This is a genomic window from Variovorax sp. J2L1-78 (assembly GCF_030317205.1).
GTDB lineage: Bacteria > Pseudomonadota > Gammaproteobacteria > Burkholderiales > Burkholderiaceae_C > Variovorax > Variovorax arabinosiphilus.
Map to the genome: position 1 here is coordinate 2,303,614 of NZ_JASZYB010000001.1, position 24,927 is coordinate 2,328,540.

At 69.5% G+C, this 24,927-nt stretch carries 22 protein-coding genes; 9 read left to right on the plus strand and 13 right to left on the minus strand.

The features are described 5' to 3' along the window. The first annotated feature begins 38 nt into the window (after positions 1-38). Complete coding sequence (locus tag QTH86_RS10945) at positions 39-833, plus strand: phosphodiesterase (protein ID WP_286644663.1); 795 nt, start codon at positions 39-41, stop codon at positions 831-833. Positions 834-848: 15 nt separating this feature from the next. Here QTH86_RS10945 and QTH86_RS10950 read toward each other — a convergent pair whose 3' ends face one another. Then, positions 849-1,757, minus strand: a complete 909-nt coding sequence (locus QTH86_RS10950) for a LysR family transcriptional regulator (RefSeq protein ID WP_286644662.1) — start codon at positions 1,755-1,757, stop codon at positions 849-851. 111 nt (positions 1,758-1,868) lie between these two features. Between QTH86_RS10950 and QTH86_RS10955 the strand changes: the two genes are divergently transcribed. Genes QTH86_RS10955 through QTH86_RS10965 form a run of 3 tightly spaced genes read left to right on the plus strand, consistent with a single transcriptional unit; the run spans position 1,869 to position 5,006 of the window. Next, positions 1,869-2,804: a hydroxymethylglutaryl-CoA lyase gene (locus QTH86_RS10955; protein ID WP_286644661.1), complete on the plus strand. Its 936-nt coding sequence runs from the start codon at positions 1,869-1,871 to the stop codon at positions 2,802-2,804. 22 nt (positions 2,805-2,826) lie between these two features. Then, positions 2,827-3,978 carry a CaiB/BaiF CoA transferase family protein gene (locus tag QTH86_RS10960; RefSeq protein ID WP_286644660.1) on the plus strand — a complete coding sequence of 384 codons (1,152 nt, stop codon included), beginning with the start codon at positions 2,827-2,829 and terminating at the stop codon, positions 3,976-3,978. Positions 3,979-4,022: 44 nt separating this feature from the next. Next, positions 4,023-5,006, plus strand: a complete 984-nt coding sequence (locus QTH86_RS10965) for a tripartite tricarboxylate transporter substrate binding protein (protein ID WP_286644659.1) — start codon at positions 4,023-4,025, stop codon at positions 5,004-5,006. Positions 5,007-5,018: 12 nt separating this feature from the next. On the opposite strand, the gene QTH86_RS10970 is transcribed toward QTH86_RS10965, so the two are convergent. After that, complete coding sequence (locus QTH86_RS10970) at positions 5,019-6,065, minus strand: adenosine deaminase (RefSeq protein WP_286644658.1); 1,047 nt, start codon at positions 6,063-6,065, stop codon at positions 5,019-5,021. A 101-nt stretch (positions 6,066-6,166) separates the two neighbouring features. On the opposite strand from QTH86_RS10970, the gene QTH86_RS10975 reads away from it, so the two are divergent. Both QTH86_RS10975 and QTH86_RS10980 read left to right on the plus strand, forming a co-directional pair. After that, positions 6,167-7,426: a phosphatase PAP2 family protein gene (locus tag QTH86_RS10975; protein ID WP_286644657.1), complete on the plus strand. Its 1,260-nt coding sequence runs from the start codon at positions 6,167-6,169 to the stop codon at positions 7,424-7,426. A gap of 84 nt (positions 7,427-7,510) precedes the next feature. After that, positions 7,511-7,714, plus strand: coding sequence for a hypothetical protein (locus QTH86_RS10980; RefSeq protein ID WP_286646793.1), 204 nt, complete (start codon positions 7,511-7,513; stop codon positions 7,712-7,714). A gap of 39 nt (positions 7,715-7,753) precedes the next feature. Here QTH86_RS10980 and QTH86_RS10985 read toward each other — a convergent pair whose 3' ends face one another. From QTH86_RS10985 to xdhA, 8 genes are all read right to left on the minus strand, one after another. Continuing rightward, positions 7,754-8,497, minus strand: coding sequence for an ABC transporter substrate-binding protein (locus QTH86_RS10985; RefSeq protein WP_286644656.1), 744 nt, complete (start codon positions 8,495-8,497; stop codon positions 7,754-7,756). 117 nt (positions 8,498-8,614) lie between these two features. Continuing rightward, positions 8,615-9,784: a BMP family ABC transporter substrate-binding protein gene (locus QTH86_RS10990; RefSeq protein ID WP_286644655.1), complete on the minus strand. Its 1,170-nt coding sequence runs from the start codon at positions 9,782-9,784 to the stop codon at positions 8,615-8,617. Positions 9,785-9,840: 56 nt separating this feature from the next. Beyond that, positions 9,841-10,761 carry an ABC transporter permease gene (locus QTH86_RS10995; protein WP_286644654.1) on the minus strand — a complete coding sequence of 307 codons (921 nt, stop codon included), beginning with the start codon at positions 10,759-10,761 and terminating at the stop codon, positions 9,841-9,843. Beyond that, positions 10,761-11,912 (minus strand): ABC transporter permease, encoded by a 1,152-nt coding sequence (locus tag QTH86_RS11000; protein ID WP_286644653.1) that lies wholly within the window; start codon positions 11,910-11,912, stop codon positions 10,761-10,763. Before QTH86_RS11000 ends, QTH86_RS10995 begins: the two co-directional genes overlap by 1 nt. Continuing rightward, entirely contained in the window at positions 11,905-13,437 is a 1,533-nt protein-coding gene (locus tag QTH86_RS11005) for an ABC transporter ATP-binding protein (protein WP_286644652.1), read from the minus strand. The genes QTH86_RS11000 and QTH86_RS11005 overlap by 8 nt, the downstream gene beginning before the upstream one ends. 10 nt (positions 13,438-13,447) lie before the next feature. After that, a complete protein-coding gene (locus QTH86_RS11010) occupies positions 13,448-14,404 on the minus strand; it encodes a LysR family transcriptional regulator (RefSeq protein ID WP_286644651.1) in 957 nt (318 codons plus the stop codon). A 42-nt stretch (positions 14,405-14,446) separates the two neighbouring features. Further along, a complete protein-coding gene (gene xdhB / locus QTH86_RS11015; protein ID WP_286644650.1) occupies positions 14,447-16,888 on the minus strand; it encodes a xanthine dehydrogenase molybdopterin binding subunit in 2,442 nt (813 codons plus the stop codon). A 1-nt stretch (position 16,889) separates the two neighbouring features. Then, complete coding sequence (gene xdhA, locus QTH86_RS11020; RefSeq protein ID WP_286644649.1) at positions 16,890-18,491, minus strand: xanthine dehydrogenase small subunit; 1,602 nt, start codon at positions 18,489-18,491, stop codon at positions 16,890-16,892. A 230-nt stretch (positions 18,492-18,721) separates the two neighbouring features. Between xdhA and QTH86_RS11025 the strand changes: the two genes are divergently transcribed. From QTH86_RS11025 to QTH86_RS11035, 3 genes are all read left to right on the plus strand, one after another. After that, complete coding sequence (locus QTH86_RS11025; RefSeq protein WP_286644648.1) at positions 18,722-19,600, plus strand: helix-turn-helix domain-containing protein; 879 nt, start codon at positions 18,722-18,724, stop codon at positions 19,598-19,600. Positions 19,601-19,716: 116 nt separating this feature from the next. Next, the gene (locus QTH86_RS11030) at positions 19,717-20,694 is read left to right on the plus strand and encodes a tripartite tricarboxylate transporter substrate binding protein (RefSeq protein WP_286644647.1); all 978 of its coding nucleotides are present in this window, start codon (positions 19,717-19,719) and stop codon (positions 20,692-20,694) included. Positions 20,695-20,725: 31 nt separating this feature from the next. Beyond that, positions 20,726-21,049, plus strand: a complete 324-nt coding sequence (locus QTH86_RS11035) for an NIPSNAP family protein (RefSeq protein ID WP_286644646.1) — start codon at positions 20,726-20,728, stop codon at positions 21,047-21,049. A gap of 10 nt (positions 21,050-21,059) precedes the next feature. On the opposite strand, the gene QTH86_RS11040 is transcribed toward QTH86_RS11035, so the two are convergent. Genes QTH86_RS11040 through QTH86_RS11050 form a run of 3 tightly spaced genes read right to left on the minus strand, consistent with a single transcriptional unit; the run spans position 21,060 to position 24,927 of the window. Further along, positions 21,060-22,313, minus strand: coding sequence for an Nramp family divalent metal transporter (locus tag QTH86_RS11040; protein WP_286644645.1), 1,254 nt, complete (start codon positions 22,311-22,313; stop codon positions 21,060-21,062). 53 nt (positions 22,314-22,366) lie between these two features. Next, positions 22,367-23,662, minus strand: coding sequence for a four-carbon acid sugar kinase family protein (locus QTH86_RS11045; protein ID WP_286644644.1), 1,296 nt, complete (start codon positions 23,660-23,662; stop codon positions 22,367-22,369). Beyond that, positions 23,659-24,927: a ribulose-bisphosphate carboxylase large subunit family protein gene (locus tag QTH86_RS11050; RefSeq protein WP_286644643.1), complete on the minus strand. Its 1,269-nt coding sequence runs from the start codon at positions 24,925-24,927 to the stop codon at positions 23,659-23,661. The genes QTH86_RS11045 and QTH86_RS11050 overlap by 4 nt, the downstream gene beginning before the upstream one ends.

Sequence of the window (24,927 nt, forward strand, 5' to 3'; positions counted from 1 at the left end):
GCTGCTAGGCTCGCGGGACATCGCCGCCGGAAACCGCCTTGCTCATCTGCCAACTCTCCGACCTGCACATCCGCCCCGCGGGCCAGCGCTACCAGGGCGTGGCCGACTCGAACCGCATGCTCGGCGACGCCGTCCGGCACGTGCAGGCGCTCGACGTGCGCCCCGACCTGGTCGTCCTGACGGGCGACCTCGTCGACCACGGGCACCCCGACGAATACGCCTACGCCCGCGAACTGCTGGCCGCGCTGACGATCCCGTACCTCGTCATGCCTGGCAACCATGACGACCGCGACCGCCTGCGCGCCGCCTTCGCGGACCACGCCTACCTGCCCGCGACCGGGCCACTGCACTACTGCATCGACACCTACCCCGTGCGCCTCGTGGCGCTCGACTCCACCGTGCCTGGCCAGCACCACGGCGCCCTCGATGCAGCGGGGCTCAGCTGGCTGAAGGCGACGCTCGCACAGGACACGGTCAAGCCCACCATCGTGATGCTGCACCACCCGCCCTTCGTCTCCGGCATTCCGTACATGGATGCGTACCGCTTCCTCGACGCGGCACCGTTGGCCGAGGTCGTCGGTGCCTTCCGCAACATCGAGGCCGTACTGTGCGGCCACGTGCACCGGCCGATGTTCCGACGCTGGGCCGGCACCGTGGTGTGCGCCTGCCCCAGCACCACCACCGAGATCGCACTGCGCCTGGCGCCCGATGCGAAGCCGGCGTCCTTCATGGGCCCGCCGGCCTGCATGCTGCACCGCTGGGACCCGGCCGAGGGCCTGGTGAGCCACATCAGCTACATCGGCGACTTCGAAGGCCCCTACGACTTCTACTGAGCGCGCAGTCCGTGCTCAGCCTTCGGCCTCGCCCTTCTTCACCAGGAACTCCACCATCTTGGCCGCCGCCGGCTGCAGGTCGGCCGCTTCGCGGTAGCAGATGGCGAAGCGCCGACGCGCCCAGGTCTCGTTCAGCGGGATCACCTTGACCGAACCGGCCGGCACATAGGCCAGGCTGACCTGCCGCGGGATCACGCTGATGCCCAGGTTGGCCGACACCACGCGCAGCGCGGCGTCGAAGTTGGACACCACCACCCGGTAGCTCAACGTGCGGCCCACCCGCGCCGCCGCACGGTGCAGCATGGTGTGCACCGCGGTGGCCGGCGGCAGGCCGACATGCTCGTGGTCGAGCGTCTGCTCGAAGCGCAGCGTGCGCTTGCGCGCCAGCGGATGGTCGGCGTGCACCGCCACGGCCAGCTCGTCGCGCCGGTAGGGCCGGTGCTGCAGGCCCTCGAAACCGATGCTGTCCCAGCACACGCCGAGCGACGCGCTGCCTTCGCGCACCATGCGCACCAGGTCGCGCGAGAAGCGTTCCTCGATGTCGACCTTGATGTCGCGATGCGCCGGCTCGCGCATGAAGGCGGCCACGTCGTCGAGCAGCGATTCGGCGATGGCCGAGGCGCTCGCCACCAGCCGCACCTGCCCGCGGATGCCGCCGGCGAAGGCCGCCACGTCGGACTCGATGCGCGCCAGGGTGAAGAGCAGCGTGCGTGCGTGCTCCAGCAGTGCGACGCCGGCCGGCGTGGGCGCCACGCCGCGCCGCCCGCGCACCAGCAGCGGCGCGCCCAGCTGGTGCTCGAGCTGCGCGATGCGCTTGCTGATGGCCGAGGGCTCGATGTGCTCCTGCGCAGCGGCCTGCTTGATGTTGCCGTGGTCGCAGACGGCCACCAGCAGCCGCAGCGTCTTGAGGTCGAGGTCGTGCATGGAATGGTGTCGATTCAGGGATTCCGATCTGGAACTTTTCATGTTCCGATTTACCACTGGCCTGTGCAATGGGGAATTCCTATAGTTCATCGCAGATCAGGAGACAAGACGATGAACGGATTGCCCACCCGCGCCACGGTGCGCGAAGTCGGCCTGCGCGACGGCCTGCAGAGCATCGCCACGGTGCTGCCCACCGAACGCAAGCGCGAATGGCTGCGCGACGCGGTCGCGGCCGGCCAGCGCGAGATCGAGGTCGGCTCCTTCGTGCCGGCGCGCCTGCTGCCGCAGATGGCCGACACCGCCGAGGTGCTGGCCTATGCCAAGACGCTGCCCGGCCTCGTCGCCTCGGTGCTGGTCCCCAACCTGAAGGGGGCCGAGCGCGCGCTCGACGGCGATGCCGACCTGATGATCCTGCCCCTGTCGGCCAGCCACGCCCACAGCCTGGCCAACCTGCGCAAGACGCCCGACGAGGTGGTGGCCGAACTGGCCCGCATCCGCGCGGCGCGCGACGCCTCCGGCCGCAAGACGCTGATCGAAGGCGGCGTGGGCACGGCCTTCGGCTGCACGCTGCAGGGTGTGGTCGAACCCGCCGAAGTGCTGCGATTGATGCAGGCGCTGCTCGACGCCGGCGCCGACCGCGTGAGCCTGGCCGACACGGTGGGCTACGCCGACCCGCTGTCGGTCAGCCGCCTGTTCGAGCAGGCGCTGAAGATCGCCGGCGACCGGTTCTGCTGCGGCCACTTCCATGACACGCGCGGGCTCGCGCTCGCCAACGTGCTGGCCGCCGCGCAACTGGGCGTGACGCGCTTCGACGCTTCGCTCGCCGGCATCGGCGGCTGCCCGCACGCGCCGGGCGCCAGCGGCAACGCATCGACCGAAGACCTGGGCTTCATGCTGGGCGCAATGGGCATCGACACCGGCCTCGACATGGACGCGCTGCTCGCGCTGCGCGCCAAGGTCGCCGGCTGGCTCACGGGCGAACAGACCAACGGCGCCTTGTGGCGCGCCGGCCTGCCCAAGACCTTCCAGCGCGCCGCCGCGCACTGACACCGAACAGAAAGCCTCCCGCATGAACACTGCACCGACCGCCACCGGCCTGCCGCTCGAGGGCGTGCGCGTCATCGAATTCACCCACATGGTCATGGGCCCGACCTGCGGGATGATCCTGGCCGACCTCGGCGCCGAGGTCATCAAGATCGAGCCGCCCGGCGGCGACAAGACACGCAACCTGCCGGGCCTGGGCATCGGCTTCTTCCGCAGCTTCAACCGCAACAAGAAGAGCGTGGTGCTCGACATCCACACGCCCGACGGTCACGCCACGGCGGTCGAGCTGATCGGCCAGTGCGACGTGATGCTCGAGAACTTCCGGCCGGGCCTCATGACGAAGCTCGGACTGGACTACGAGACGCTGTCGAAGACGCACCCGGGCCTGGTCTACGTGTCGCACAAGGGCTTCCTGCCCGGCCCCTACGAGCACCGCACCGCCCTCGACGAGGTGGTACAGATGATGGGCGGGCTGTCGTACATGACCGGACCGGCCGGCCGACCGCTGCGCGCAGGCACCAGCGTCAACGACATCATGGGCGGCATGTTCGGTGCCATCGGCGTGCTGGCTGCGCTGCGCGAACGCGAGCGCACCGGCCGCGGCCAGGAGATCCAGAGCGCGCTGTTCGAGAACTGCGTGTTCCTCTCGGCGCAGCACGTGCAGCAGTTCCTGATGACCGGCGAGCCGGCCCCGCCGATGCCCTCGCGCGTGTCGGCCTGGAGCGTGTACGACGTGTTCACCCTGGCCGAGGGCGAGCAGCTCTTCATCGGTGCGGTGAGCGACAAGCAGTTCCAGACCCTATGCCGCGTGATCGACCGGCCCGACCTCGCCACCGACCCGGCCCTCGCCACCAACGCGCAGCGCGTGGCGGTGCGGCCCGAATTGCTGCGCCACCTGGGCGAGACGATGGCGCATCGCCGCATCGACGAGCTTTCGGCCCAACTCGAAGCGGCCGGCCTGCCCTACGCGCCGATCACCCGGCCCGACCAACTGGTCGACGACCCGCACCTGCTGGCCAGCGGCGGCCTGGCGCCGATGCAGGCCGAGGACGGCACCGACACGCAGGTCGTATTGCTGCCCCTGCTGATGGGCGGCCGCCGGCCGGGTGTGCGGCAAGCGCTGGCCAAGATCGGGGAACACACCGACGAAGTGCTGGCCGGCCTGCCCGGGCGCTGACAGCGATCCTTTTCCCCACCCCAAAAAATGACGGAGACAAAGACATGAACTCATCCCTTACACGCCGCACCCTGCTGACCCTGGCGGCCGCGGCACTTTGCGGCGCCACCGGCCTGGCCGGTGCACAGACCCCGACGACACCGCTGCGCGTCATCCTGCCCGTGGGCGCCGGTTCGGGCGTCGACACCATCATGCGGTCGGCCCAGGTCGCGCTGTCGAAGGCGCTCGGCGGCCAGCCGGTCGTCATCGAGAACCTGCCGGGCGCGGGCGGCATCAACGGCACGCAAGCCGTCGTGAAGGCCGCACCGGACGGCAACACCGTCGGCGTCGTGTCGAACAACCACGCGGTGAATCCGAGCGTGTTCAAGAAAATGCCCTACGACGGCATCACCGACCTCACGCCGATCAGCGTGATCGGCGGCTCGCCCTTCGTGCTGGTGGTCAACCCGGAGAAGGTGCCGGCGAAGAACGCGAAGGAACTGCAGGCCTTCCTGAAGGCCAAGCCCGAGGGCTACAACTACGGCTCGTCGGGCAACGGCACCATCATCCACCTGGCCGGCGAAATGGTCATGGAAGCCGCAGGCGTCGAGGTTCGCCACATCCCGTACAAGGGCATGGGCCCGATGCTGGCCGACATCATCGGCGGGCAGGTCGAGATGGGCGTGGGCGCGGTACCCGCCGTACAAGGCCACCTGAAGGCCGGCACGCTGCGCGCCATCGGCGTGATGGGCAAGCAGCGCGTGGCCTCGTTGCCCGACGTGCCGACCATCGCCGAGCAGGGCTTCCCGTCGGTGGATGTCGAAGGCTGGTTCGCGCTGGTCGGCCCGGCCAAGCTGCCGGCCACGCAGGTCAAGCGGCTGCACGATGCGATCGTCGTCGCGTTCCAGGATCCGGAGGTCAAGGCGGCGATGGCCAAGCAGGACAACTTCATCGACCCGAGCACGCCCGAGGCGGCGCTGAAGTTCTTCAAGTCCGAGCAGGAGCGCTACGCGAAGCTGGTGAAGAAGGCGAACGTGCAGGTCGAGTGACCGGCGCCGGACTCAGGCGGCGAAGCGCGCGAAGGTCTCGTCGAGCCGCTCGATGTAGCGCGCCTTGGCAGCGTCGTCGATGAAGCTGCCCGCGAAGCTGTTGGCCGCCAGCTGCCACGCGTGCTGCGCCGTGAGGCCGGTGGCGGCGAAGGTCTGGAGGAAGTTCTCGTTCATGTAGCCGCCGAAGTAGGCCGGGTCGTCGGAATTGACCGTCGCGGCCAGGCCGGCGTCGAGCAGCGTCTTGAGGTTGTGTTCCTTCAGGTCGGGGAACACGCAGAGCTTGAGGTTCGACAGCGGGCAGACGGTCAGCGGAATGCGATCCTTCGCCAGGCGTGCCATCAGCGCCGGGTCCTTCGCGCTCTGCACGCCGTGGTCGACGCGTTCGACCTTCAACACGTCGAGCGCGCTCCACACGTAGGCGGGCGGCCCCTCCTCGCCGGCATGCGCCACCAGGTGCAGGCCGAGTTCGCGGCAGCGCGCGAACACCTTCGCGAACTTCTCGGGCGGGTGGCCAACCTCGCTCGAATCGAGGCCAACGCCGATGAATTTGTCCCGGTAGGGCAAGGCCTGCTCGAGCGTTTCGAAGGCCTCCTCCTCGCTCAGGTGGCGCAGGAAGCACAGGATGAGCGCGGCGCTCACGCCCAGCTTCGCTTCGGCGTCGACGCAGGCGCGGTGCAGGCCGTCGATGACCAACTTCACGTCGACACCGCGCGCGGTGTGCGTCTGCGGGTCGAAGAACATCTCGGTGCGCACGACGTTGTCGGCCGCGGCGCGCTCCAGGTAGGCCCAGGCCATGTCGTAGAAATCCTGCTCCTTCAGCAGCACGCTGGCGCCGGCGTAGTAGATGTCGAGGAAGCTCTGCAGGTTGGTGAAGGCGTAGGCCTGGCGCAGTTCTTCCACGCTGGCATACGGAATGGCGACGCCGTTGCGCTGCGCCAGCGCGAAGATCAGCTCGGGCTCGAGCGAGCCTTCGATGTGCATGTGCAGTTCGGCCTTGGGCATGGCGCACAGCAGCGCGGGCAGGCGGTCGGCAGGAATATGGAAATCGTGGGCGGTCATGCCGGCACTGTAAATCCATCGCCCCCAGCGCGGGCATGTCAGCGCGCGGTTACACGACATTCATCTGCCGTCCATCTTCGGCAGCGAGAATCGCGCCACCCATGAACACCTGGAACCTGGCGCTCTTCGACCTCATTGCCGGCGGCCACCAACCCGACAGCCTGGTGCTGCGCGTCGCGTCGCTGCTGGCGGAAGGCTCGACCTGGCTGTGCGCCGCACTCATCCTGGCGGCCCTCTGGATGCAGCCGGCCGTCCGCGCACGCATTGCGCTGGTGCTTGTCGTCGCCGCGCTCGCGTCGCTGGTGTCGCGCGAGCTGGCCACCGCCATCGGTGCGCCACGCCCGTTCATGCTGGGGCTCAGCCCGGAGCACATTTCGCACGGGGCACGTGCGGGTCTGCCCAGCACCCACGCGTCGGTGATGTTCACCGTCGCCTTCATGCTCATCGCCGACCGGCGCCTGCGCGCGCTCGGTCTCGCCGTGCTCGCCATGGCGGTCGCGACGGCCTGGGCCCGCGTCTACGTCGGGGTGCACTTTCCGGTCGACGTGGCGGCGGGCGCGCTGCTCGGTGCCTGCATGGCCGGCGCCGCACAGGCCGCCATCCACGGCGCGGACCGCCTGCGTGCACGGGCCGAACCGCGGCTCACGCGCCTCACCCAGCTGTTGGCCGGCCAGGGCCTTGGCGTCTGGCTGCTGGGCGGCTTCGCCGTGGCCGCGATATCGATCGGCTTGAACATGCCCCTGACGATCGGGCCCGGTCTTCTCCTGGAAGGCGGCGCGGTCGAGAACAGCACGCTCGTTCTCTACGTCATCGCCGCGCTGCTGGTGCTGAAGATGCGGCCACCGGCCTGGTCGTGGCGCGACGCGGGCGCGCTGTGCATCGTGCTGCTCGCCCTGGCGGCGCGCGAGGCCCATCTGCACGTGACACTTTTCGATTTCGGCAGTCTGAAGACGCAGGTCGACAGCGGCAGGACGCTGCCGCAGATCGTGGTGGTCATCGCCGTGCTGGGCACCACCGGCGTGGCGGCGCTCTGGCTCGCCCGGCGGTTGTGGGGCGTGTGGCGCAGCGCGCTGCTGCGGCGGCGCTGGCGCCCCGCGGCGCACACGGTGGCGGCCTTCGGCGTCGCCCTGCTGACGGCCGGGTCGCTCGACCAGTTGCAGGCCATGCTCGCCGACGGCAATATCTTGCCCTATGTGCCAGCGACCCTGCGCTACCTGATGCTGAGCATGGAAGAGGTGCTCGAGCTCGCCCTGCCGGTGCTCGCGGTGCTTGGCCTGCTGCAGTTGCAGGTGGGCCGGTACCCGACCTGGTTCCGCCGCCATGCCGATGGCCTGGATCGGCGCACGACCCGGCTCGCCTAACATCGGCGCTGCGCCGCCCGCTCGGGTGGCGCCCCGTCCACCGCTCCCCACCCGTTCGCCCATGCCTGGCGGCCGCCTCTCCCCATGGCATTTACGATGCTGATGGCCGGCGCCGTCGCCACCTTCGCGCTCATCCCCGAAGTCATCGCCTTCTCGTTCGTGACGGGCGTCGATCCGTCGGGCGGTCTGTTCGCGTCCTTCGTGCTCAGACACGGGAGCGCGGTCGAGGTGGCCGGGCTCAACGACGCGAGCGCGGTGCTGGTCGATTGGCTGGGCCTGCAGAAATAGCAGGACGTTCGGCGCGAGCCATGGGTGCTCGCGCCCCGCTCAAGACGGCGCTTCGCCGGGCGCCACCGAAGCGCCCTGGATGCCATGCCGCGCGAGTGCGTCTGCGACGAAGCCCGTGGCCTTCATGTCTTCCACGAAGGCGCGAAGCACGGCTGCGGCCTCGCTGCCCCGTGACTTCGGCAGCCCCATCGCCTGCTGGATCACCATGAAGCGACCCGGCAGCAACCGCAGGCCCGCATGCTTCTGGGCATCGGCTTCGAGTTGCTGCCTGACGCCGGCGGCCACGTCGAGCGCCTGTTCGAGAAAGGTCTGCACCACGGTGGGAGAACTCGGCGCCCGCACGATCTGCGCGTGCTTCACTTCGCGCGTGAGGTACAGGTCGTAGGCGCTGCCCTTGCCGACCACGATGCGGTGGCCCGCGCGGTCGACGTCTTCGTTGGCCTTCAGGGGCGAGTCCTCGCGCACCAGGTAGCTGCCTTCGATGAGCACATAGGCCTGCGTGAAGGCGATCTGCGCGCCGCGGACCGGGTCGATCGCAAAGAAGCCGATGTCCGCTTGCTCCTCGGCGACCGCCTCGACCGACTTGCCCGCCGTGTCGAACACGACCAGCTCGAGGCCCACACCCAGCCGCTCGGCGAAGGCGCGGGCCAGATCGACCGAGACGCCGCCCGGCGCGCCCGAGGTCTTGTCCGTGTTCGCCAGGATGGGGTTGCCCAGGTTGATGGAGGCCCGCAGCACGCCGTGCGGTGCCAACGCCTGGAGGACGGCGGGGTCGAGGGTCATGGCGGTTCCTGGTCAGGGGGTGAGAATGCAGCGGATCGTCTCGGTTGGCGCAGCTTAATGGACCGACGCCAAAAGCAAAAACCGCCCGAAGGCGGTCTTCTGGGGACGCAGAGCGCCTTACTTCTTGTCGCCGCCCGGCACCTTGCCTTCGACGCCCTTGACGTAGAAGTTCACGCCCGAGAGGAACTTGTCGTCGGCCACCGCGCCGGCGGCGATCAGTTCCTTGCCGTCCTGGCCGACGATCGGGCCCTTCCAGATGGAATACGAGCCGTCCTTCAGGCCGGCCTTGACGGTCTCGACCTTGGTCTTGATGTCGGCCGGCACGTCGTCGGCGATCGACACGATGTCGATGGCGCCTTCCTTCACGCCCCACCAGCTCGCGCCGGTCGCCCACTTGCCCTCGAGCGCGTCCTTGGTGGCCTTGATGTAGTACGGGCCCCAGTTGATGACGGCCGATGCCAGGTGGGCCTTCGGGCCGTAGGCCGTCATGTCCGAATCCCAGCCGAAGGCGCGCTTGCCCTTTTCCTGGGCGGTCTTGAGCACGGCCGGCGAGTCGGTGTTCTGGAACAGCACGTCAGCGCCGCCGTTGATCAGCGCGGTGGCCGCTTCGGTTTCCTTCGGCGGGCTGAACCATTCGTTGACCCACACCACCTTGGTCGTGATCTTCGGGTTGACCGACTGCGCACCCAGCGTGAAGCTGTTGATGTTGCGCAGCACTTCGGGGATCGGCACCGAGCCGACCACGCCCAGCGTGTTCGACTTGGTCATCGAGCCGGCGATGATGCCGGCCATGTACGCGCCTTCGTAGGTGCGGCTGTCGTAGGTGCGCAGGTTCTCGGCCGTCTTGTAGCCGGTGGCATGCTCGAACTTGATCTCCTTGTTGTCGGCGGCGACCTTCAGCATCGGCTCCATGTAGCCGAAGGTGGTGCCGAAGATCAGCTTGTTGCCCTGGCCCACCAGGTCGCGGAACACGCGCTCGGCATCGGCCGATTCGGGCACGCTCTCGACGAACGTCGTCTTGACCTTGTCGCCGAATTCCTTTTCGAGCGCCTTGCGGCCGTTGTCGTGCGCGAAGGACCAGCCGCCGTCGCCCACCGGGCCGACGTAGGCGAATGCGATGTTCAGCGGCGCGGCCGGCGCAGGCGCCGCAGCAGCGGCCGGTGCGGGTGCGGGCGCTGCAGCCGGTGCCGCCGCTTCTTCCTTCTTGCCGCAGCCGATGAGGGCAGCGGATGCGACGGCCGTGAGGGCAGCCAGCTTGAGCACGGAGCGCTTGTTCATATCATTCATTTTTCGGGATCCTCGAAGGACAGGTTGGCGGAAACAGGAACGGGAAGCAAAAGGGATTATGAGCCGGGGTAGAACGGCTTTCCAATGGACGCCGGCATGTTGATACGGATGAACGCGGGGTTGCGCGAGATCAGCGCCAGCACCACGATCGGCGCGATGTACTGCAGCATGCTGAGGAACTGGCTGGGCACATCGACCCCGGTGCTCTGCAGGTGGAAGCCCAGCATCGACACGCCGCCGAACAGGTAGGCGCCCAGCAGCACGCGCACCGGCCGCCAGGTGGCGAAGGTCGTGAGCGCCAGGGCGATCCAGCCGCGGCCGGCCACCATGCCTTCGACCCACAGTGGCGTGTAGACCGTCGACAGGTAAGCGCCCGACAGGCCGCACAACGCGCCGCCCGCGACCACCGCCATGAAGCGGATGCGCCGCACCGGGTAGCCCAGCGCATGCGCCGATTCCGGCGACTCGCCCACCGATCGCAACACCAGGCCGGCACGCGTGCGGTAGAGGAACCAGATCAGGCCGACGGTGAGCGCCACGGCGAAGTACACCATCGGGTGGTGCCGGAAGAACGCCGGGCCGAGCAACGGAATGTCGGCCAGCTTCGGGATCGCATAGGACACGCTCTCGGGCAGCTTGGCTTGCACGAAGCCGATGCCGACGAAGGCCGAGAAGCCCACGCCGAACAGGCTGAGCGCCAGCCCAGTCGCGTACTGGTTGGTGTTGAGCCAGATCACCAGCACGCCGAAGATGGCCGCCAGCGCGGCACCGGCTGCCATGCCGGCCAGGAAGCCGAGCCAGGGGTTGTGCGTGACCACCACGGTCGCGAAACCGGCGATGGCGGCGCAGAGCATCATGCCCTCGGCGCCGAGGTTGACGATGCCGGCCTTCTCGTTGATGAGCAGACCGAGTGCGGCGATGGCGAGCACGGTGCCGGCGCTGAGCGCCGAGCCGACGAGCAATGCGTACGAATCCATCAGACAGTCCCCTCGGTGGTTCTGGCGACCGGTGCGGTCAACGGCGTGCTGGCCTGCAGCGACGACGTGCTCGCCACGGCGGGCACGGCCTTGACCGCGGTCTTGCGGCGGATGCGGTAGGCAATCAGCGTGTCGCAGGCCAGCAGCGAGAACAGCAGCAGCCCCTGGAACACGCCGGTGAGCGACTTGGGCAGGCCCAGGCGCGACTGCGCCAGTTCGCCGCCGATGTAGAACATGCTCATCAGGACGGCCGAGAAGATCATGCCCACCGGATGCAGCCGCCCGACGAAGGCCACGATGATGGCCGCGAAGCCGTAGCCGGCCGGCACGTAGGGCGTGAGCTGGCCGATGGGGCCGGCGGCTTCGAGCGCGCCCGCCAGGCCCGCCGCACCGCCCGAGGTCAGCAGCGCGATCCACACCGCCCGGCGCGACGAGAAGCCGGCGTAGCGAGCGGCGGCCGGCGCGAGGCCGCCGACCTGCTGCGCGAAGCCCGCCCGCGTGCGGAACAGGAAGATCCACAGCGCGCCCGCGCCGACCAGCGCGACGATCAGCCCGATGCTCACGCGCGAACCCTTGATGAGCCGCGGGATCTGCGTGACCGCGTCGAAGGTCTTGGTCTGCGGGAAGTTGTAGCCCATCGGGTCCTTCCATGGCCCGTAGACCATGTAGCCCAGCAGCAGCGTCGCGACGTACACCAGCATCAGGCTCACGAGAATCTCGTTGGCGTTGAAGGTGTCGCGCAGGAAGGCGACGATGCCCGCCCACACCATGCCGCCCAGGATGCCGGCCATCAGGATCGGCAGCACGATCCACGGGCCGGTGCCCTTGTCGGCCAGCAGCGCCACGCCGCCCGCCGCGATGGCGCCCATCACGAACTGCCCTTCGGCGCCGATGTTCCACACGTTGGAGCGGAAGCACACCGCTAGGCCCAGCGCGATGATGAGCAGCGGCGTGGCCTTGACCATCAGCTCGCCGAGTGCATAGCCGCTCTTGATCGGCTCCCAGAAGAAGACGAGCAGGCCCTTGACCGGGTCCTTGCCGAGCAGCGCGAAGAGCGCCACGCCGATCACCACCGTGATGACCAGCGCCAGGATCGGCGAACCGTAGCTCCAGAAGCGCGACAGCTGCGGGCGGGGTTCGAGCTTAAGCATGGGCCATCTCCTGGGCGGTGGTGCGCGGTGCATCCCACAGCCCGCTCATCCATTCGCCGATCTGCGGCACGGTCGCCGCAGCCCGGTCGACCGAGGGCGACAGCCGCCCCTTGGCGATCACGTAGAGACGGTCGCTGATCTCGAACAGCTCGTCGAGCTCCTCGCTCACCACCAGCACCGCGCAGCCCGCGTCGCGCAGCGCCAGGATCTCGTTGCGGATGAGCGCCGCGGCGCCCACGTCCACGCCCCAGGTCGGCTGCGACACGATGAAGAGCTTGGGGTTGGCATCGATCTCGCGGCCGACGATGAACTTCTGCAGGTTGCCGCCCGACAGCGAGCGCGCCGCCGACTGCGGCCCGCCGGCCTTCACGTTGAAGCGGCGGATGATCTCGCTCGCATGCCTGGCGAGCTGCCCCGTGCGGATCCATCCACCGGCACCGACCGCATTGCTGCGCGTGAGCAGCATGTTGTGCGCGAGCCCGAGCGTCGGCACCGCGCCGCGGCCCAGCCGCTCTTCCGGCACGAAGTGCACGCCCAGTGCACGGCGCTTGCGCGGGCGGAAGCGCGCCGCCGCCTGGCCGAAGACCTCGATCATGGCGGGCTCGGCACGCGTGTCTTCGCCCGAGAGCGCATAGAGCAGTTCCTTCTGGCCGTTGCCCGAGACCCCCGCGATGCCGACGACCTCGCCGGCGCGCACGTCGAGCGACACGCCTTCAAGGTCGACGCCGAACTGGTCCTCGCGCGCCAGCGAGAGGCTCTTGACCCGCAGCGCCACGGCGCCCGCTTTCAGTTCGCGGTGCTGCAACGGCGGCGGCTCGGCGCCGATCATCAGGCGCGACAGCGATTCGTTCGTTTCGTTCTGCGGGTTGCACACGCCCGTGACCTTGCCACCGCGCAGCACCGTGCAGGCGGTGCACAGCTCGCGGATCTCGTGCAGCTTGTGGCTGATGTAGAGGATGCTGCAGCCCTCGGACGCCAGCTTCTTCAGCACCACGAAGAGCTTGGTGACGGCCTGTGGCGTGAGCACCGAGGTCGGCTCGTCGAGGATCAGCAACTTGGGGTCGGTGAGCAGCGCGCGGATGATCTCCACGCGCTGCATCTCGCCGACCGACAGCGTGTGCACCGGACGCGAGGGATCGATGTCGAGCCCGTACTCGCTCGCCTTGGCCGTGATGCGCCGCGTGACCTCGGCCAGCGCCAGGTGCTTGTCGAGCCCGAGCCAGACGTTCTCGGCCACGGTCAACGTGTCGAACAGGCTGAAGTGCTGGAACACCATGCTGATGCCCAGCGCGCGTGCCTCCTGCGGGTTGCGCACGTTCACCGCCTGGCCGTTGAACGTCACGCTGCCCTCGTCGGGCTTGACCGAGCCGTAGATGATCTTCATCAGCGTCGACTTGCCGGCGCCGTTCTCGCCAAGGACGGCATGCGTTTCGCCCGGCTGGACGATCAGCGACACGTCGCTGTTCGCCACCACCGCCGGGTAGCGCTTTGTGATGTGCGCGAGTTGGAGTCGTGGGGTTGTCATTCGATCGATCTCAATGGATGTCCTTGGCAGCACCTGCCGGCGTGCGCAGCGACGCCGCCACCGACTTGATGCGGTCCCGCAGCCAGCGCGCCGAACTCGACGCATGGGTGCGCTCGTGCCACAGCTGGTAGTACATGAGGCGCGGAAAGTCGACGGGGCAAGGCAGGATCTTCAGCGGCAGCCGCCCGGTGAAGCGCTCGCAATACTGGCGGCCGGTGGTCAGCACCAGCAAGCTCGATGCCACCATGTCCGGGATCAGCCCGAAGTGCGCGCAGCGCACCGTGATGTTGCGCTGCAGGCTCTGCGCATCGAGCATCTGGTCGATGATGCCGCGCGCGCCGGGGTGCAGCGGCGTCGGCGCGATGTGCTCGGCGGCCAGCCAGGTGCCGGCGTCCCAGCCGCGGCGCACCGCGGGGTGGTCGGCACCGACCAGCGACACGATCTCGTCGCCGAAGAGCCGCGCCATGTGCAGGTCCTCGGGCGGCTTGAGCCAGTTGCCGATGACCAGGTCGATGTGGCCGAGCGACAGGTGCGCGTGGTAGTTCGAATCCGGCGACAGCGGATGGATCTCGATGCGGCACAGCGGCGCCTGTTCCTTCACCTGCGTCACGAACATCGGCAGGAAGAGCGGGTCGAGGTAGTCGCTCGCGGCGATGCGGAAGGTGTTGGTGGCGGTCTGCGGATCGAAGCCACGCGCGTCGCTGAACAGCACCTCGGCCGAGCGCAGGATGCTCGCCGTGGGCTCGATCATCCGCAGCGCCGCGTCGGTGGGCACCATGCCCGAGCCGGAGCGCACCAGCAGCGGGTCGCCCGACAGCTCGCGCAGCCGCTTGAGCGCGGACGACACCGCCGGCTGGTACATGCCCAGGCGGATGGCGGCGCGCGAGACGCTGCGTTCGGTCAGCACGGTGTGGAGGACCCGGATGAGGTGGAGATCGATCTTGTCGAAAAGGGCTTGGTCACGCATGCGGCGCCACGGTGTGGGGGATGCGCAGCGTTATACCGCCGCTCAGGCCCCCGCCTGCACCGCCGTGATCGCATTCAGGATCGCCTCGCTGGTCGCCGGTGCGCGCAGCGGCGGGTCGACCCGGTGATCGCCGGCCGCCGACACCGCGTCGCGGATCGCGAAGAAGACCGAGAACGGCAGCAGCAGGGGCGGTTCGCCCACGGCCTTGCTGCGGTGGATGGAGTCCTCGAAGTTCGGCCCTTCGAACAGCTTGACGTTGAAGACCGGCGGGCAGTCGTTGGCCGTCGGGATCTTGTAGGTGCTCGGCGCGTGCGTCGTCAGCTTGCCGCTCTGCGGATGCCACACCAGTTCTTCGGTGGTGAGCCACCCCATGCCCTGGATGAAGGCGCCCTCGACCTGTCCGATGTCGATGGCCGGGTTGAGCGACTTGCCGGCATCGTGCAGGATGTCGGCGCGCAGCAGCTTCCATTCGCCGGTCAGCGTGTCGACGACGACCTCGCTCACCGCCGCGCCGTAGGCGTAGTAGTAGAACGGCCGGCCCTTGAGCGTGTCGCGGTCCCAGCTGAGGCCGGGCGTCGAATAGAAGCCGTCGGACCACAGCTGCACGCGGTCGAGGTAGGCCTCGCCCACCAGCGTCGCGAAGCCCAGGGTGCGGCCGTTGACCTCGACCTTGTCGTTGGCGAAGCGCACGTCGGCCGCATCGCCGCCGTGGCGCGCGGCGGCACAGGCCGCGAGACGTTCGCGAATGCGGCGTGCCGCATCCTGCGCGGCCTTGCCGTTCAGGTCGGCACCGGTCGACGCGGCCGTGGCCGAGGTGTTCGCAACCTTGGTCGTGTCGGTGGCCGTGGCGCGCACGCACTCGAAGCTCACGCCCAGCTCGTGCGCCACCACCTGCGCGACCTTGGTGTTCAGGCCCTGGCCCATCTCGGTGCCGCCATGGTTCACCAGCACCGAGCCGTCGTTGTAGACATGCACCAGCGCACCGGCCTGGTTGAAGTGCGGCACGTTGAAGGAGATGCCGAACTTCAGCGGCGCCAGCGCGATGCCGCGCTTGAGCACGGGGCTGCGCGCGTTGTAGGCCGCGATGGCGTCGCGCCGCGCGCGGTAGTCGCTGCTGGCCTCGAGTTCGCCCACCAGTTCGTGGACGATGTTGTCGGTCACGACCTGGGCGTAGGGCGTGACGTTGCGCTCGTCCTTGCCGTAGAAGTTGATGCGCCGCACCTCGAGCGGGTCGCGGCCCAGCCGGCGCGCCACGGTGTCGAGGATGTTCTCCACCGCGATCGCGCCCTGCGGCCCGCCGAAGCCGCGGAAGGCCGTGTTGCTCTGGGTGTTGGTCTTGCCCGAATAGCCATGGATCGCGACCTCGGGCATCCAGTAGGCGTTGTCGAAGTGGCACAGCGCGCGGGTCATCACCGGCCCCGAGAGGTCGGCCGAATGGCCGGCGCGCGTGACCATGGTGATCTCCGCGCCGAGCAGCCGGCCTTCGTCGTCGTAGCCGACCTCGTAGTCGTACCAGAAGCAGTGGCGCCGGCCGGTGACCAGGAAGTCGTCGTCGCGGTCCAGCCGCAACTTGACCGGGCGCTTGAGCTTGGCCGCCGCCACCGCCGCCACGCAGGCGAACAGGCCCGACTGCGATTCCTTGCCGCCGAATCCGCCGCCCATGCGCCGGCATTCGACATGCACCTCGTTGGCGTTGAGGTGCAGCGCGTGCGACACCAGGTGCTGCATCTCGGTCGGGTGCTGGGTCGAGCAGTGCACGTGCATGCCGCCGCCCTCCTTCGGGATGGCGTAGCTGATCTGGCCTTCCAGGTAGAACTGCTCCTGGCCGCCGACCTCCAGCGTGTCCTTCAGCCGGTGCGGCGCGGCGGCGATGGCCGCGCGCACCGCCGCCTGCTCGTCGCCGCCCGGCGTGCTCTCGCTGCGCACCAGGTGCATCGGCGGCACCACGTACTGGCCCTTGGCGTGCGCGTCCTGCGGCGTCAGCACCGGCGGGGCGGCCTCGATCGTCAGCACCTCCTTGGCGCGTGCGGCGACGCGGCGGGCCACCTCGCGGGTCTGCGCGATCACGGCGAACACCGGCTGGCCGAGGTAGCGGATCTCACCGCTGCAGAGGATGGGGTCGTCGTGGACGATCGAACCGCAGTCGTTGCTGCCCGGGATGTCCTCGGCCGACAGCACCGCCACCACGCCGGGCAGGGCGCGCAGCACATCGAGGTCCATGCTCTTGAGAACGCCGTTGGCCACCGGCGACAGGCCCAGCGCGCCATGCAGCGTGCCGCGCAACTCGGGGATGTCGTCGATGTAGGTGGCCTCGCCGGCCACGTGCAGCGCCGCCGATTCGTGCGGCCGGCTGATGCCGACGCGCGCCCCGCCGTCCTGCGCCTTGGCCTCAGCCCCGCGGTCGATGCGTGCGGCGATGTTGGCCTGGTAGTCGGCGAAGGGCTCCACGGGTTGGAGCAGCGCGATGTCGATGGGCTTGTTCATGTCACGCTCCCTGGACAACTGGCAGCACGTCGTGCGGCATCACGCTCCACACGCTGGTGGCGTCCGGCGGCAGCGCATCGGCCGTGCGGGTTTCGAGCCACAGGCGCTGGACGAGGTTCTGCGCCACCTGCAGCCGGTAGCCGGCCGAGGCACGCATGTCCGACAGCGGCTGGAAGTCGTCGGCCAGTGCCTGCTTCGCCGCATTCACGGAGGCCTGCGTCCAGGGCTGGCCGACCAGTGCCGCCTCGGCCTTCGCGGCGCGCTTGACGATGCCGGCCATGCCGCCGAAGGCCAGCCGCACCTCCTTCACCACCTCGCCATCGAGCGCCAGCGCGAAGCCACCGCACAGCGCCGAGATGTCGCAGTCGAAGCGCTTGCTGATCTTGTACGCCCGCACCTGACGCTGCAGCGAGGCCAGCGGCACCTCCAGCCCCTGGACGAACTCGCCCGACGCCAGTTCGTTCTTCATGTAGTCGACGTAGAAGTCGGTCAGCGGCAGGCGGCGCACCTGCGCCCCGCGCCGCAGCACGATCTGCGCATCGAGCGCCATCAGCACCGGCGGCGAATCGCCGATGGGCGAGCCGTTGGCCACGTTGCCGCCCATGGTGCCGGCATGCCGGATCGGCGGCGAGGCGAAGCGCAGCCAGACGTCGGTGAGCGCGGGCGCGCGCTGCGCCAGGGCGCGCCAGGCGCCTTCGAGCGAAGCACCGGCGCCGATGTGCAGCGTGTCGCCGCGCGCCTCGACGGTCTTCAGCTCGGCCACGTCGCCGATGTAGATCAGGTCACCGACGTCGCGAAACTGCTTGTTGACCCACAGGCCGATGTCGGTCGAGCCGGCCAGCAAGCGGGCTTGGGGTTTGCGCTCGCGCAGCGCGGCGAGGTCGTCGAGTGTCTTCGGCGCATGGAAATGGTCGGTGCGGCCGTCGCGGGCCGCGGCATAGTCGAAACCGCCCTCGCGCTGCAGCTGCGTCAGCGCCTGCACCACCGGCTGCGTGTCCAGCTGCATCGGCGGCAGGTCGAACATGCGCTGGCCGGCGTCGAGGATCGGCCGGTAGCCGGTGCAGCGGCACAGGTTGCCCGACAGGTCGTCGGCCAGTTGCTGGCGCGTCGGCACGCTGCCGGCGGCGCGGTGGTGCTCGTAGCTCGACCAGAGCGACATCACGAAGCCGGGGGTGCAGAAACCGCACTGCGAACCATGGCAGTCGACCATCGCCTGCTGGACCGGGTGCAGGCACTGCACCGGATGCTTGTCGTGGCGTCGCGCATCGTGCGCCTTGCCGCCGTCGTTGAGCAGGCCGCTCTTCAAGTCTTCCACCGTGAAGAGCGCCTTGCCGTGCAACGTCGGCAGGAACTGGATGCAGGCATTGACCGTCTGCAGCGTCAGGCCCCCGACAGCGCCCGGCGCACCCTCGGCCGCCAGTTCGCCGACCACCACCGTGCACGCACCGCAATCGCCCTCGTTGCACCCTTCCTTGGTGCCGGTGCAGTGGGCGTCCTCGCGCAGCCAGTCGAGCACCGAGCGCGTGGGATGCACGCCCGCCACCTCGACCGTGCGGCCCTGGTGGAAGAAGCGGATGGGAGAGGTCATCGGGGGAAGGCTCATGTTCGCTGGCTGGCTCGTTCTTTGTTGGGGGCGGCATCCGCCGACACTGGAACTTAAGGGCTGGGTGGACCGCATTCATACCACTGCGCCGATAGTGCCTATACAGGTGCGGCGGGTCCGCCCAGATGCCACGTCCGGGGCCGGTGGAGGCAGAGCAATTGTCGCGCCATGCGCCACCTCGCCCGGCGAGGGCGTCCTCCTAGAATGGCTTTTCTCGCTCCCTGGCCGCCGTGACCGCTCCCGACTTCCCGATCTTCGACAGCTCCGACTTCAGCGGTGAGGAAGGGGCGTTCTATTTCGACCTGGTGCGGCTGGAAGACCGGCCCGACATCCCGCGCGGCTTTCCGCACCGCCACAACTACTACCACCTGCTGTGGATGAGCGAAGCGGCCGGCACGCACCTGCTGGATTTCGAGAGCTTCGAGGCACGCGCCAACGCGGTGTTTTTCGTCTCCCCCGGCCAGTTGCACGCCTGGGCTTCGACGGTGCAGCCCAAGGGCTTCGTCATCAACTTCAGCACCGAATTCTTCGTGCAGATGTTCCCGCGCTCCGACGAGATCGCGCAGTACCCCTTCTTCCATGTCGCCTCCGATGCGCCGGTGCTCTACCTCGAACAGGCGCAGCACGACGCGCTGCTGCCGCTGCTGCTCGAGATGGAAAAGGAAATGCTCGGCCGGGCCGAGGCGCGCCTGGACATCGTGCGCTCCTACCTCCTGGTGCTGCTAACGCGGCTGCGCCGGCTGTACCCGGAAACCACGCGCGAGGGCGCGTCGCCGCAAAGCCATTCGCTCACCAAACGCTTCAAGCTGCTGATCGACCAGCACTACCTCGACTTCGGCCCGCTGCGCGACTACGCCGAGCGCCTGCACGTGACGGAGCGGCAGCTCAACGACGCGGTCAAGCGCACGCTGGGCAAGACGGCCGGGCTGCTGGTGCAGGAGCGGCTGGTGCTCGAAGCCAAACGCCTGCTGAGCAACACCGACATGGGCGTCGCCGAGATCGCCTTCCACCTGCGCTTCGAGGACCATGCCTACTTCGGCCGCTTCTTCAAGAAGCACACGGCGCTGACGCCGGGCGAATTCAAGAAGCGCTACGCGGGGCCAGGGTAAGCCCCTAGTCGGCGCGGTCGAAAAGTACCACGCACGCTCCCAATCGTCCTACCACCCGACGGACGAGCCTGCCTAGAGTTGACGCATCCTCAGCGACAACATCCAGGAGACAAAAAATGAACACCTTGCTGCGGGCCTCGGCCCTCGCGGCGCTGGCCGCCTGCGCGCTGGCCACGGCCCACGCCCAAGCCCCCGCCGACTTCCCGTCGCGGCCGATCAAGATCATCGTGCCCTTCGCCGCCGGCGGTGCCACCGACGTGATCGCACGCGTGGTGGGTCAGAAGGTGGCCGACCAGCTGGGCCAGCCGGTCGTGGTCGACAACAAGGCCGGCGCCAACGGCAACATCGGTGCGGTGGCGGTGGCACGCGCCGCACCCGACGGGTACACGATCCTGATGGCGACTTCCAGCCACGCCATCAACGCGACGCTCTACAAGAAGCTCGACTACAGCCTGACGAAGGACTTCGTCGGCCTGTCGAACCTGGCCTCGGTGCCGCTGGTGCTGGTGGTGAACCCCGGCGTGTCGGCACGCAATGCCGCCGAGTTCGCGGCCCTGGCCAAGGCGCAAGGCGACAAGCTCAACTTCGCCTCCGGCGGGACCGGCACCGCGTCGCACCTGGCCGGCGAGCAGTTCAACACCATCGTCGGCGCCCGCATGCTGCACGTGCCGTACAAGGGCGGCGCCGTGGCCCAGACCGACCTGATCGGCGGCCAGGTGCAGGCGATGTTCGCCAACCTCCCCGAAGTGCTGTCGCAGGTGCAGGCCGGCAAGCTGCGCCCGCTGGCCGTCACCGGCAAGGCGCGGCGCCCCAACCTGCCCAACGTGCCGACCTTTGCCGAGTCCGGCTATCCGCAGATGGACACGCGCTCGTGGTTCGGCCTGTTCGCGCCGGCCGGCACGCCGGCACCGATCGTCGCCAAACTGTCGGCCTCCATCGCCCAGGCCGTGGCCGACCCGGCCGTGCAGGCCCGCCTCAAGGAGCTCGGCGCCGACCCGATCGGCGACCGCCACGAAGCCTTCCAGCCCTTCGTCGCCCAGGAAGTGACGCGTTGGGGCGCGCTGGTGGAACGCTCCGGCGCCACCGCCGACTGATTTCAACTCTGCCTTTGCCCCCAAGGAAACCATGCTCTACGACGTCCGCACGTACACCTGCCGCCCCGGCACCCTCAAGCGCCACCTGGCCCTCTACGCCGAGCACGGCTACGACACGCAGCGCCGCCACCTCGGCGAGCCGCTGGCCTACCTGCAGACCGAGACCGGCAACGTCAACAGCTACACGCACATCTGGGTGTTCGCCGACGCGGCCGACCGTGCGGCCAAGCGCGCCGCCATGCAGCGCGACCCGGCCTGGGCCGGCTACCTCGACAAGAGCGCCGAAGCGGCCTACCTGGTGTCGCAGGAAACCCGCCTGATGGTGCCGACGGCCTTCTTCAAGCCCCAGCCCTGAGCCCCGCGCGCTACGCGACCACGTCGCGCAGCATCATCAGCACCGCGAAACCCATCAGCGCGGTGCCGACCCAGCCCAGCCAGCGGGTGCGGCGGCTGGCGACGAAGGCGCCCATCACCTTCTCGCGGGCCACCAGCATCATCATGGCCGCCATGATCGGCACGGCGACCACGCCATTGATGACGGCGCTCCAGTAGAGCGCCTTCATCGGGTCGACCGGCGTGAAGTCGAGCGCGGTGCCGGCCAGGGTGGCGATGCCGATGATGGCGTAGAACCTCTTCGCCTCGTGCCAGTGGCGCTCCAGCCCCTCTTCCCAGCCGAAGGCCTCGGCCACCGCGTAGGCCGCCGACGAGGCCAGCACCGGCACGGCCAGCAGGCCGGTGGCGATGATGCCGCCCGCAAAGAGCCAGAAGGCGAAGTCGCCGGCCAGCGGCCGCAGGGCTTCGGCGGCCTGCGCCGCCGACGTGACGTCGTGGATGCCGGCCTTGAACAGCACCGCGCCGCCCACCACCATCACGAAGAAGGCGATGGCGTTCGAGAAGATCATGCCGATCCAGGTGTCGAGCTTCACGCGGCGCAGAGCCCGCCAGACCTCGGCGTCGCTGCCGCGTCGGCCACCCTTCTGGCGCAACTCCTCGACCTCCTGCGAGGCCTGCCAGAAGAAGAGATAGGGCGAGATGGTCGTGCCCAGCAGCGCCACGATCATCATCCAGTAGTCGCTGCGCCACTGCAGCTTCGGCACGACGAGGTCGTGCAGCACGCGGCCCCAGGGCACATCCACCACGAACACCGCCGCCACATAGGCGAACAGGGTGAGCGTGAGCCACTTGAGGATGTGCGCCAGCCGCCGGTACGGCACGAAGACCTGCAGCAGCACGGTCACTGCGCCGAACGCCAGCGAGTGGAAGTGCTGGCCGCCGCCGACCACCAGCTGCAGCGCCTCGCCCATGGCACCGATGTCCGCGGCGATGTTGATGGTGTTCGCGATCACCAGCAGCCCGACCAGCCCCAGCAGCAACCAGCGCGGCATGTGGTCGCGCAAGTTGGCCGCCACGCCCTGGCCCGTGACCCGGCCGATGCGCGCCGACACCATCTGGATAGCGATCATGAAGGGCAGCGAGAGGAACACGGTCCACAGCAGGCCGGTGCCGAACTGCGCGCCGGCCTGGGTGTAGGTGGCGATGCCGGAGGGATCGTCGTCAGCGGCACCGGTGACGACGCCCGGGCCGACGTGGCGCAGGAAAGAGGGGATGCGTTTTTTCACGGGCGCGACGCTATCACGCGCGCGTTCGCGCCAGCGGGGCTGGGCGGCCGGACTCAGGCGTTGCCGTGCACCAGCCGCTCGAAGAAGTCCTCGCCGCCCATCTGGCCGCCCTTGAGCGCGATCTCCAGGCCGTCGAGGCCCGGCGATTCGCTGTGCAGACGGCACAGGGCGACGCCCGGCGCCAGCGACGCACGGTACGACAGGCCCCAGGCATCGAGCGCCTGCACCGCATGGCTGGAGGTGTCGCCGCCGGCGACGCCGACGCGCGACAGCGCCACGGACGACAGCACGCCGGCCAGCAGCTCGCCACCGGCCCGCGCGAGCGCACGTGCCGACACGCCGGTGTCGGACGCGGGTGCCGCACCCGGCCGCACGGTGCAGGCGAGCACGTGGCGGCCCTGTGCCAGCAGGGCGGCGACGCGGCCGATCGCCTCGGTGCGCGCGCGCGCATCGATCACCAGCCGCTGCGGGTCGAGCCACACCGTCTCGAAGGACCGGGCCGCCGCGACCTGCCGCGCCGTGACCGGCGACAGGCTGCCGGCCAGCACCAGCACCGGGCCACGCGCCGGCGCCACCCGGGCGGGCGTGTGCGGTGCCGTCGCCAGTTGCGGCGCCAGGGCCTGCACCACGCTGCTGGGGCCGACGGCGAGCAGCGAGGCCGCCTCGGCCTGCGCCCACAGCACGCGGCCGATGGCCTGCAGATGCGCGTTCTCGGCCACGTCGAACAGCACCGCGCCGGAGGCCGGCGCGCGCCAGGCCTCGAAGCCCTGCGCGTACTGCGGGTAGGGCAGCGAACGCACATCGACCAGGCCCTGCAAGGCGAGGTGACGACGCAGATCGGCCTCGTGCATCGGCGTGACCGGGTGCCGGCTCATCGTCGGGTGGCGATCGATGCGGTGCACCTCGCCACCGCTGCCTGCCGCGGCGAAGAGGTGGCCGAACAGGCAGTAGCGCTCCAGGTCCGGCTGGCCGCCGACGATGGCGGTCCACGGCGCGTCGACCGCCGGCCGCAGCGTGTCGATGGCGACGCCGATGCTGCCCACCTCGGGCGCGCTGTCGAAGGTCGAGCAGGTCTTGTAGTGCAGCACGCGCGCGCCGAGGCGGCGGAACAGCGCGGCCACCGGCGCGAGCTCGGCGCGCATCTCATCGGGCGCCATCGAGCGCGCCGCGCCGGCGATGCCGATGCAGTCGAGCGCACCCGCCGCGTCGAGCTGCGCCGGCGTCGGCACGCGCAGGAACAACAGCGTGCGCAGCCCGGCCCGCGCGCCGGTCGCCAGCGTGTCGGTGGCGCCGGTGAAGTCGTCGCCGTAGTAGACGATGGCCGGTGCCACGCGCGTCGGCGCGCTCATCGCTGGCCGAAGAAGGCCAGCGCCGCGGCCAGCTCGGGCGCGCTGCGCGCCGCCTCGTCCAGCGGCGTGCCGGCACGCGCGGCGGCCCAGGCCTGGCGGATGCTGGCCACGCCCGCGGCCGGCCCCTGCGGGTGCGCGAGGATGCCGCCGCCCGACATGAAGAGCAGGTCGTCGCTGCCGATCGCGGACCAGGTCGCGGGCACGGTGCCGGCCCACTGGCCGGACGAGAAGGCCGGCATCACGCGGTCGTCGACACCCTCGGCCAGCGGCGTGAAGCAGTCCTGCGCCGATGCAATGACTTCCTCGTCGGGCTGCGAGAACTTGCCCTGCAGCCCGTGCACATGCATGTGGTCGACGCCGGCCAGCCGCCACAGCGTCTGGTAGGCCTGAAAGGATATGCCCAGCAACGGGTGGCGCGACAGCGCGCCGAAGCCGTTGCGATGGCCGTGCAGCGCCAGCGGCGTGTGGCGGCGCAGCGTCTGGATGGCGGAATGGCCGCACCAGTTGAGGCTGGCCATGACGCAGGAGCCGCCCTCGCGCTCGACCAGGTCGGCGTGGCGCTTCATGGCGTCGGTCTCGTCGGTGATGTTGAAGGCCACCATCACGTGCTTGCCGGTGCGCGCCTGGTGCGCACGCACCACCGCCATCACGGCCGGCACGCGCTCGGCCAGCGGCGCGTGGTCGGGGTCGGCGCAGACCTCGTCGTCCTTGATGAAGTCGACGCCGGCCGCGCAGAGGCGGCCGACCAGCTCGGCCGTCTCGGCCGCCGAGAAGCCGACGTTCGGCTTGATGATGGTGCCGACCAGTGCACCGCTCGCCACGCCGGTGGCGCGGCGCGTGCCCGCGATGCCGACCCGCGGCAGTTCGAAGCGAGCGCGGTACGCAGCGGGCACATGCACCGTTTCCAGCCGCAGGCCGCTGACCTCGCCCAAATCGTAGAGATTGCCCGCCACCGTCGCGGCCAGCGTCGGCAGGTTGGCGCCGATGTTGGCGACCGGGAAGGAGATCTCGACACGCGCGCGCCGCCACGGGCCCTGCGTGCCCTTGCGCTCCAGCAGCGCGTTGGGCAGGCTCGGCGCATTCACGGACTCGAGTTCGACGATCGACTCGACCGTCGCGCGGGCCCGCGCCCGCAGCGCATCGGTCTCGCCCTCGACGCGCGTGAAGGTGCCGCACGACTGCTCGCCGGCCATCACCTCGGCCACCTTCTCGGGCGGCTCGGGCGTCTCGATCAGGTAGCTGGCGCGGATGCGTTCGGTGGCCAT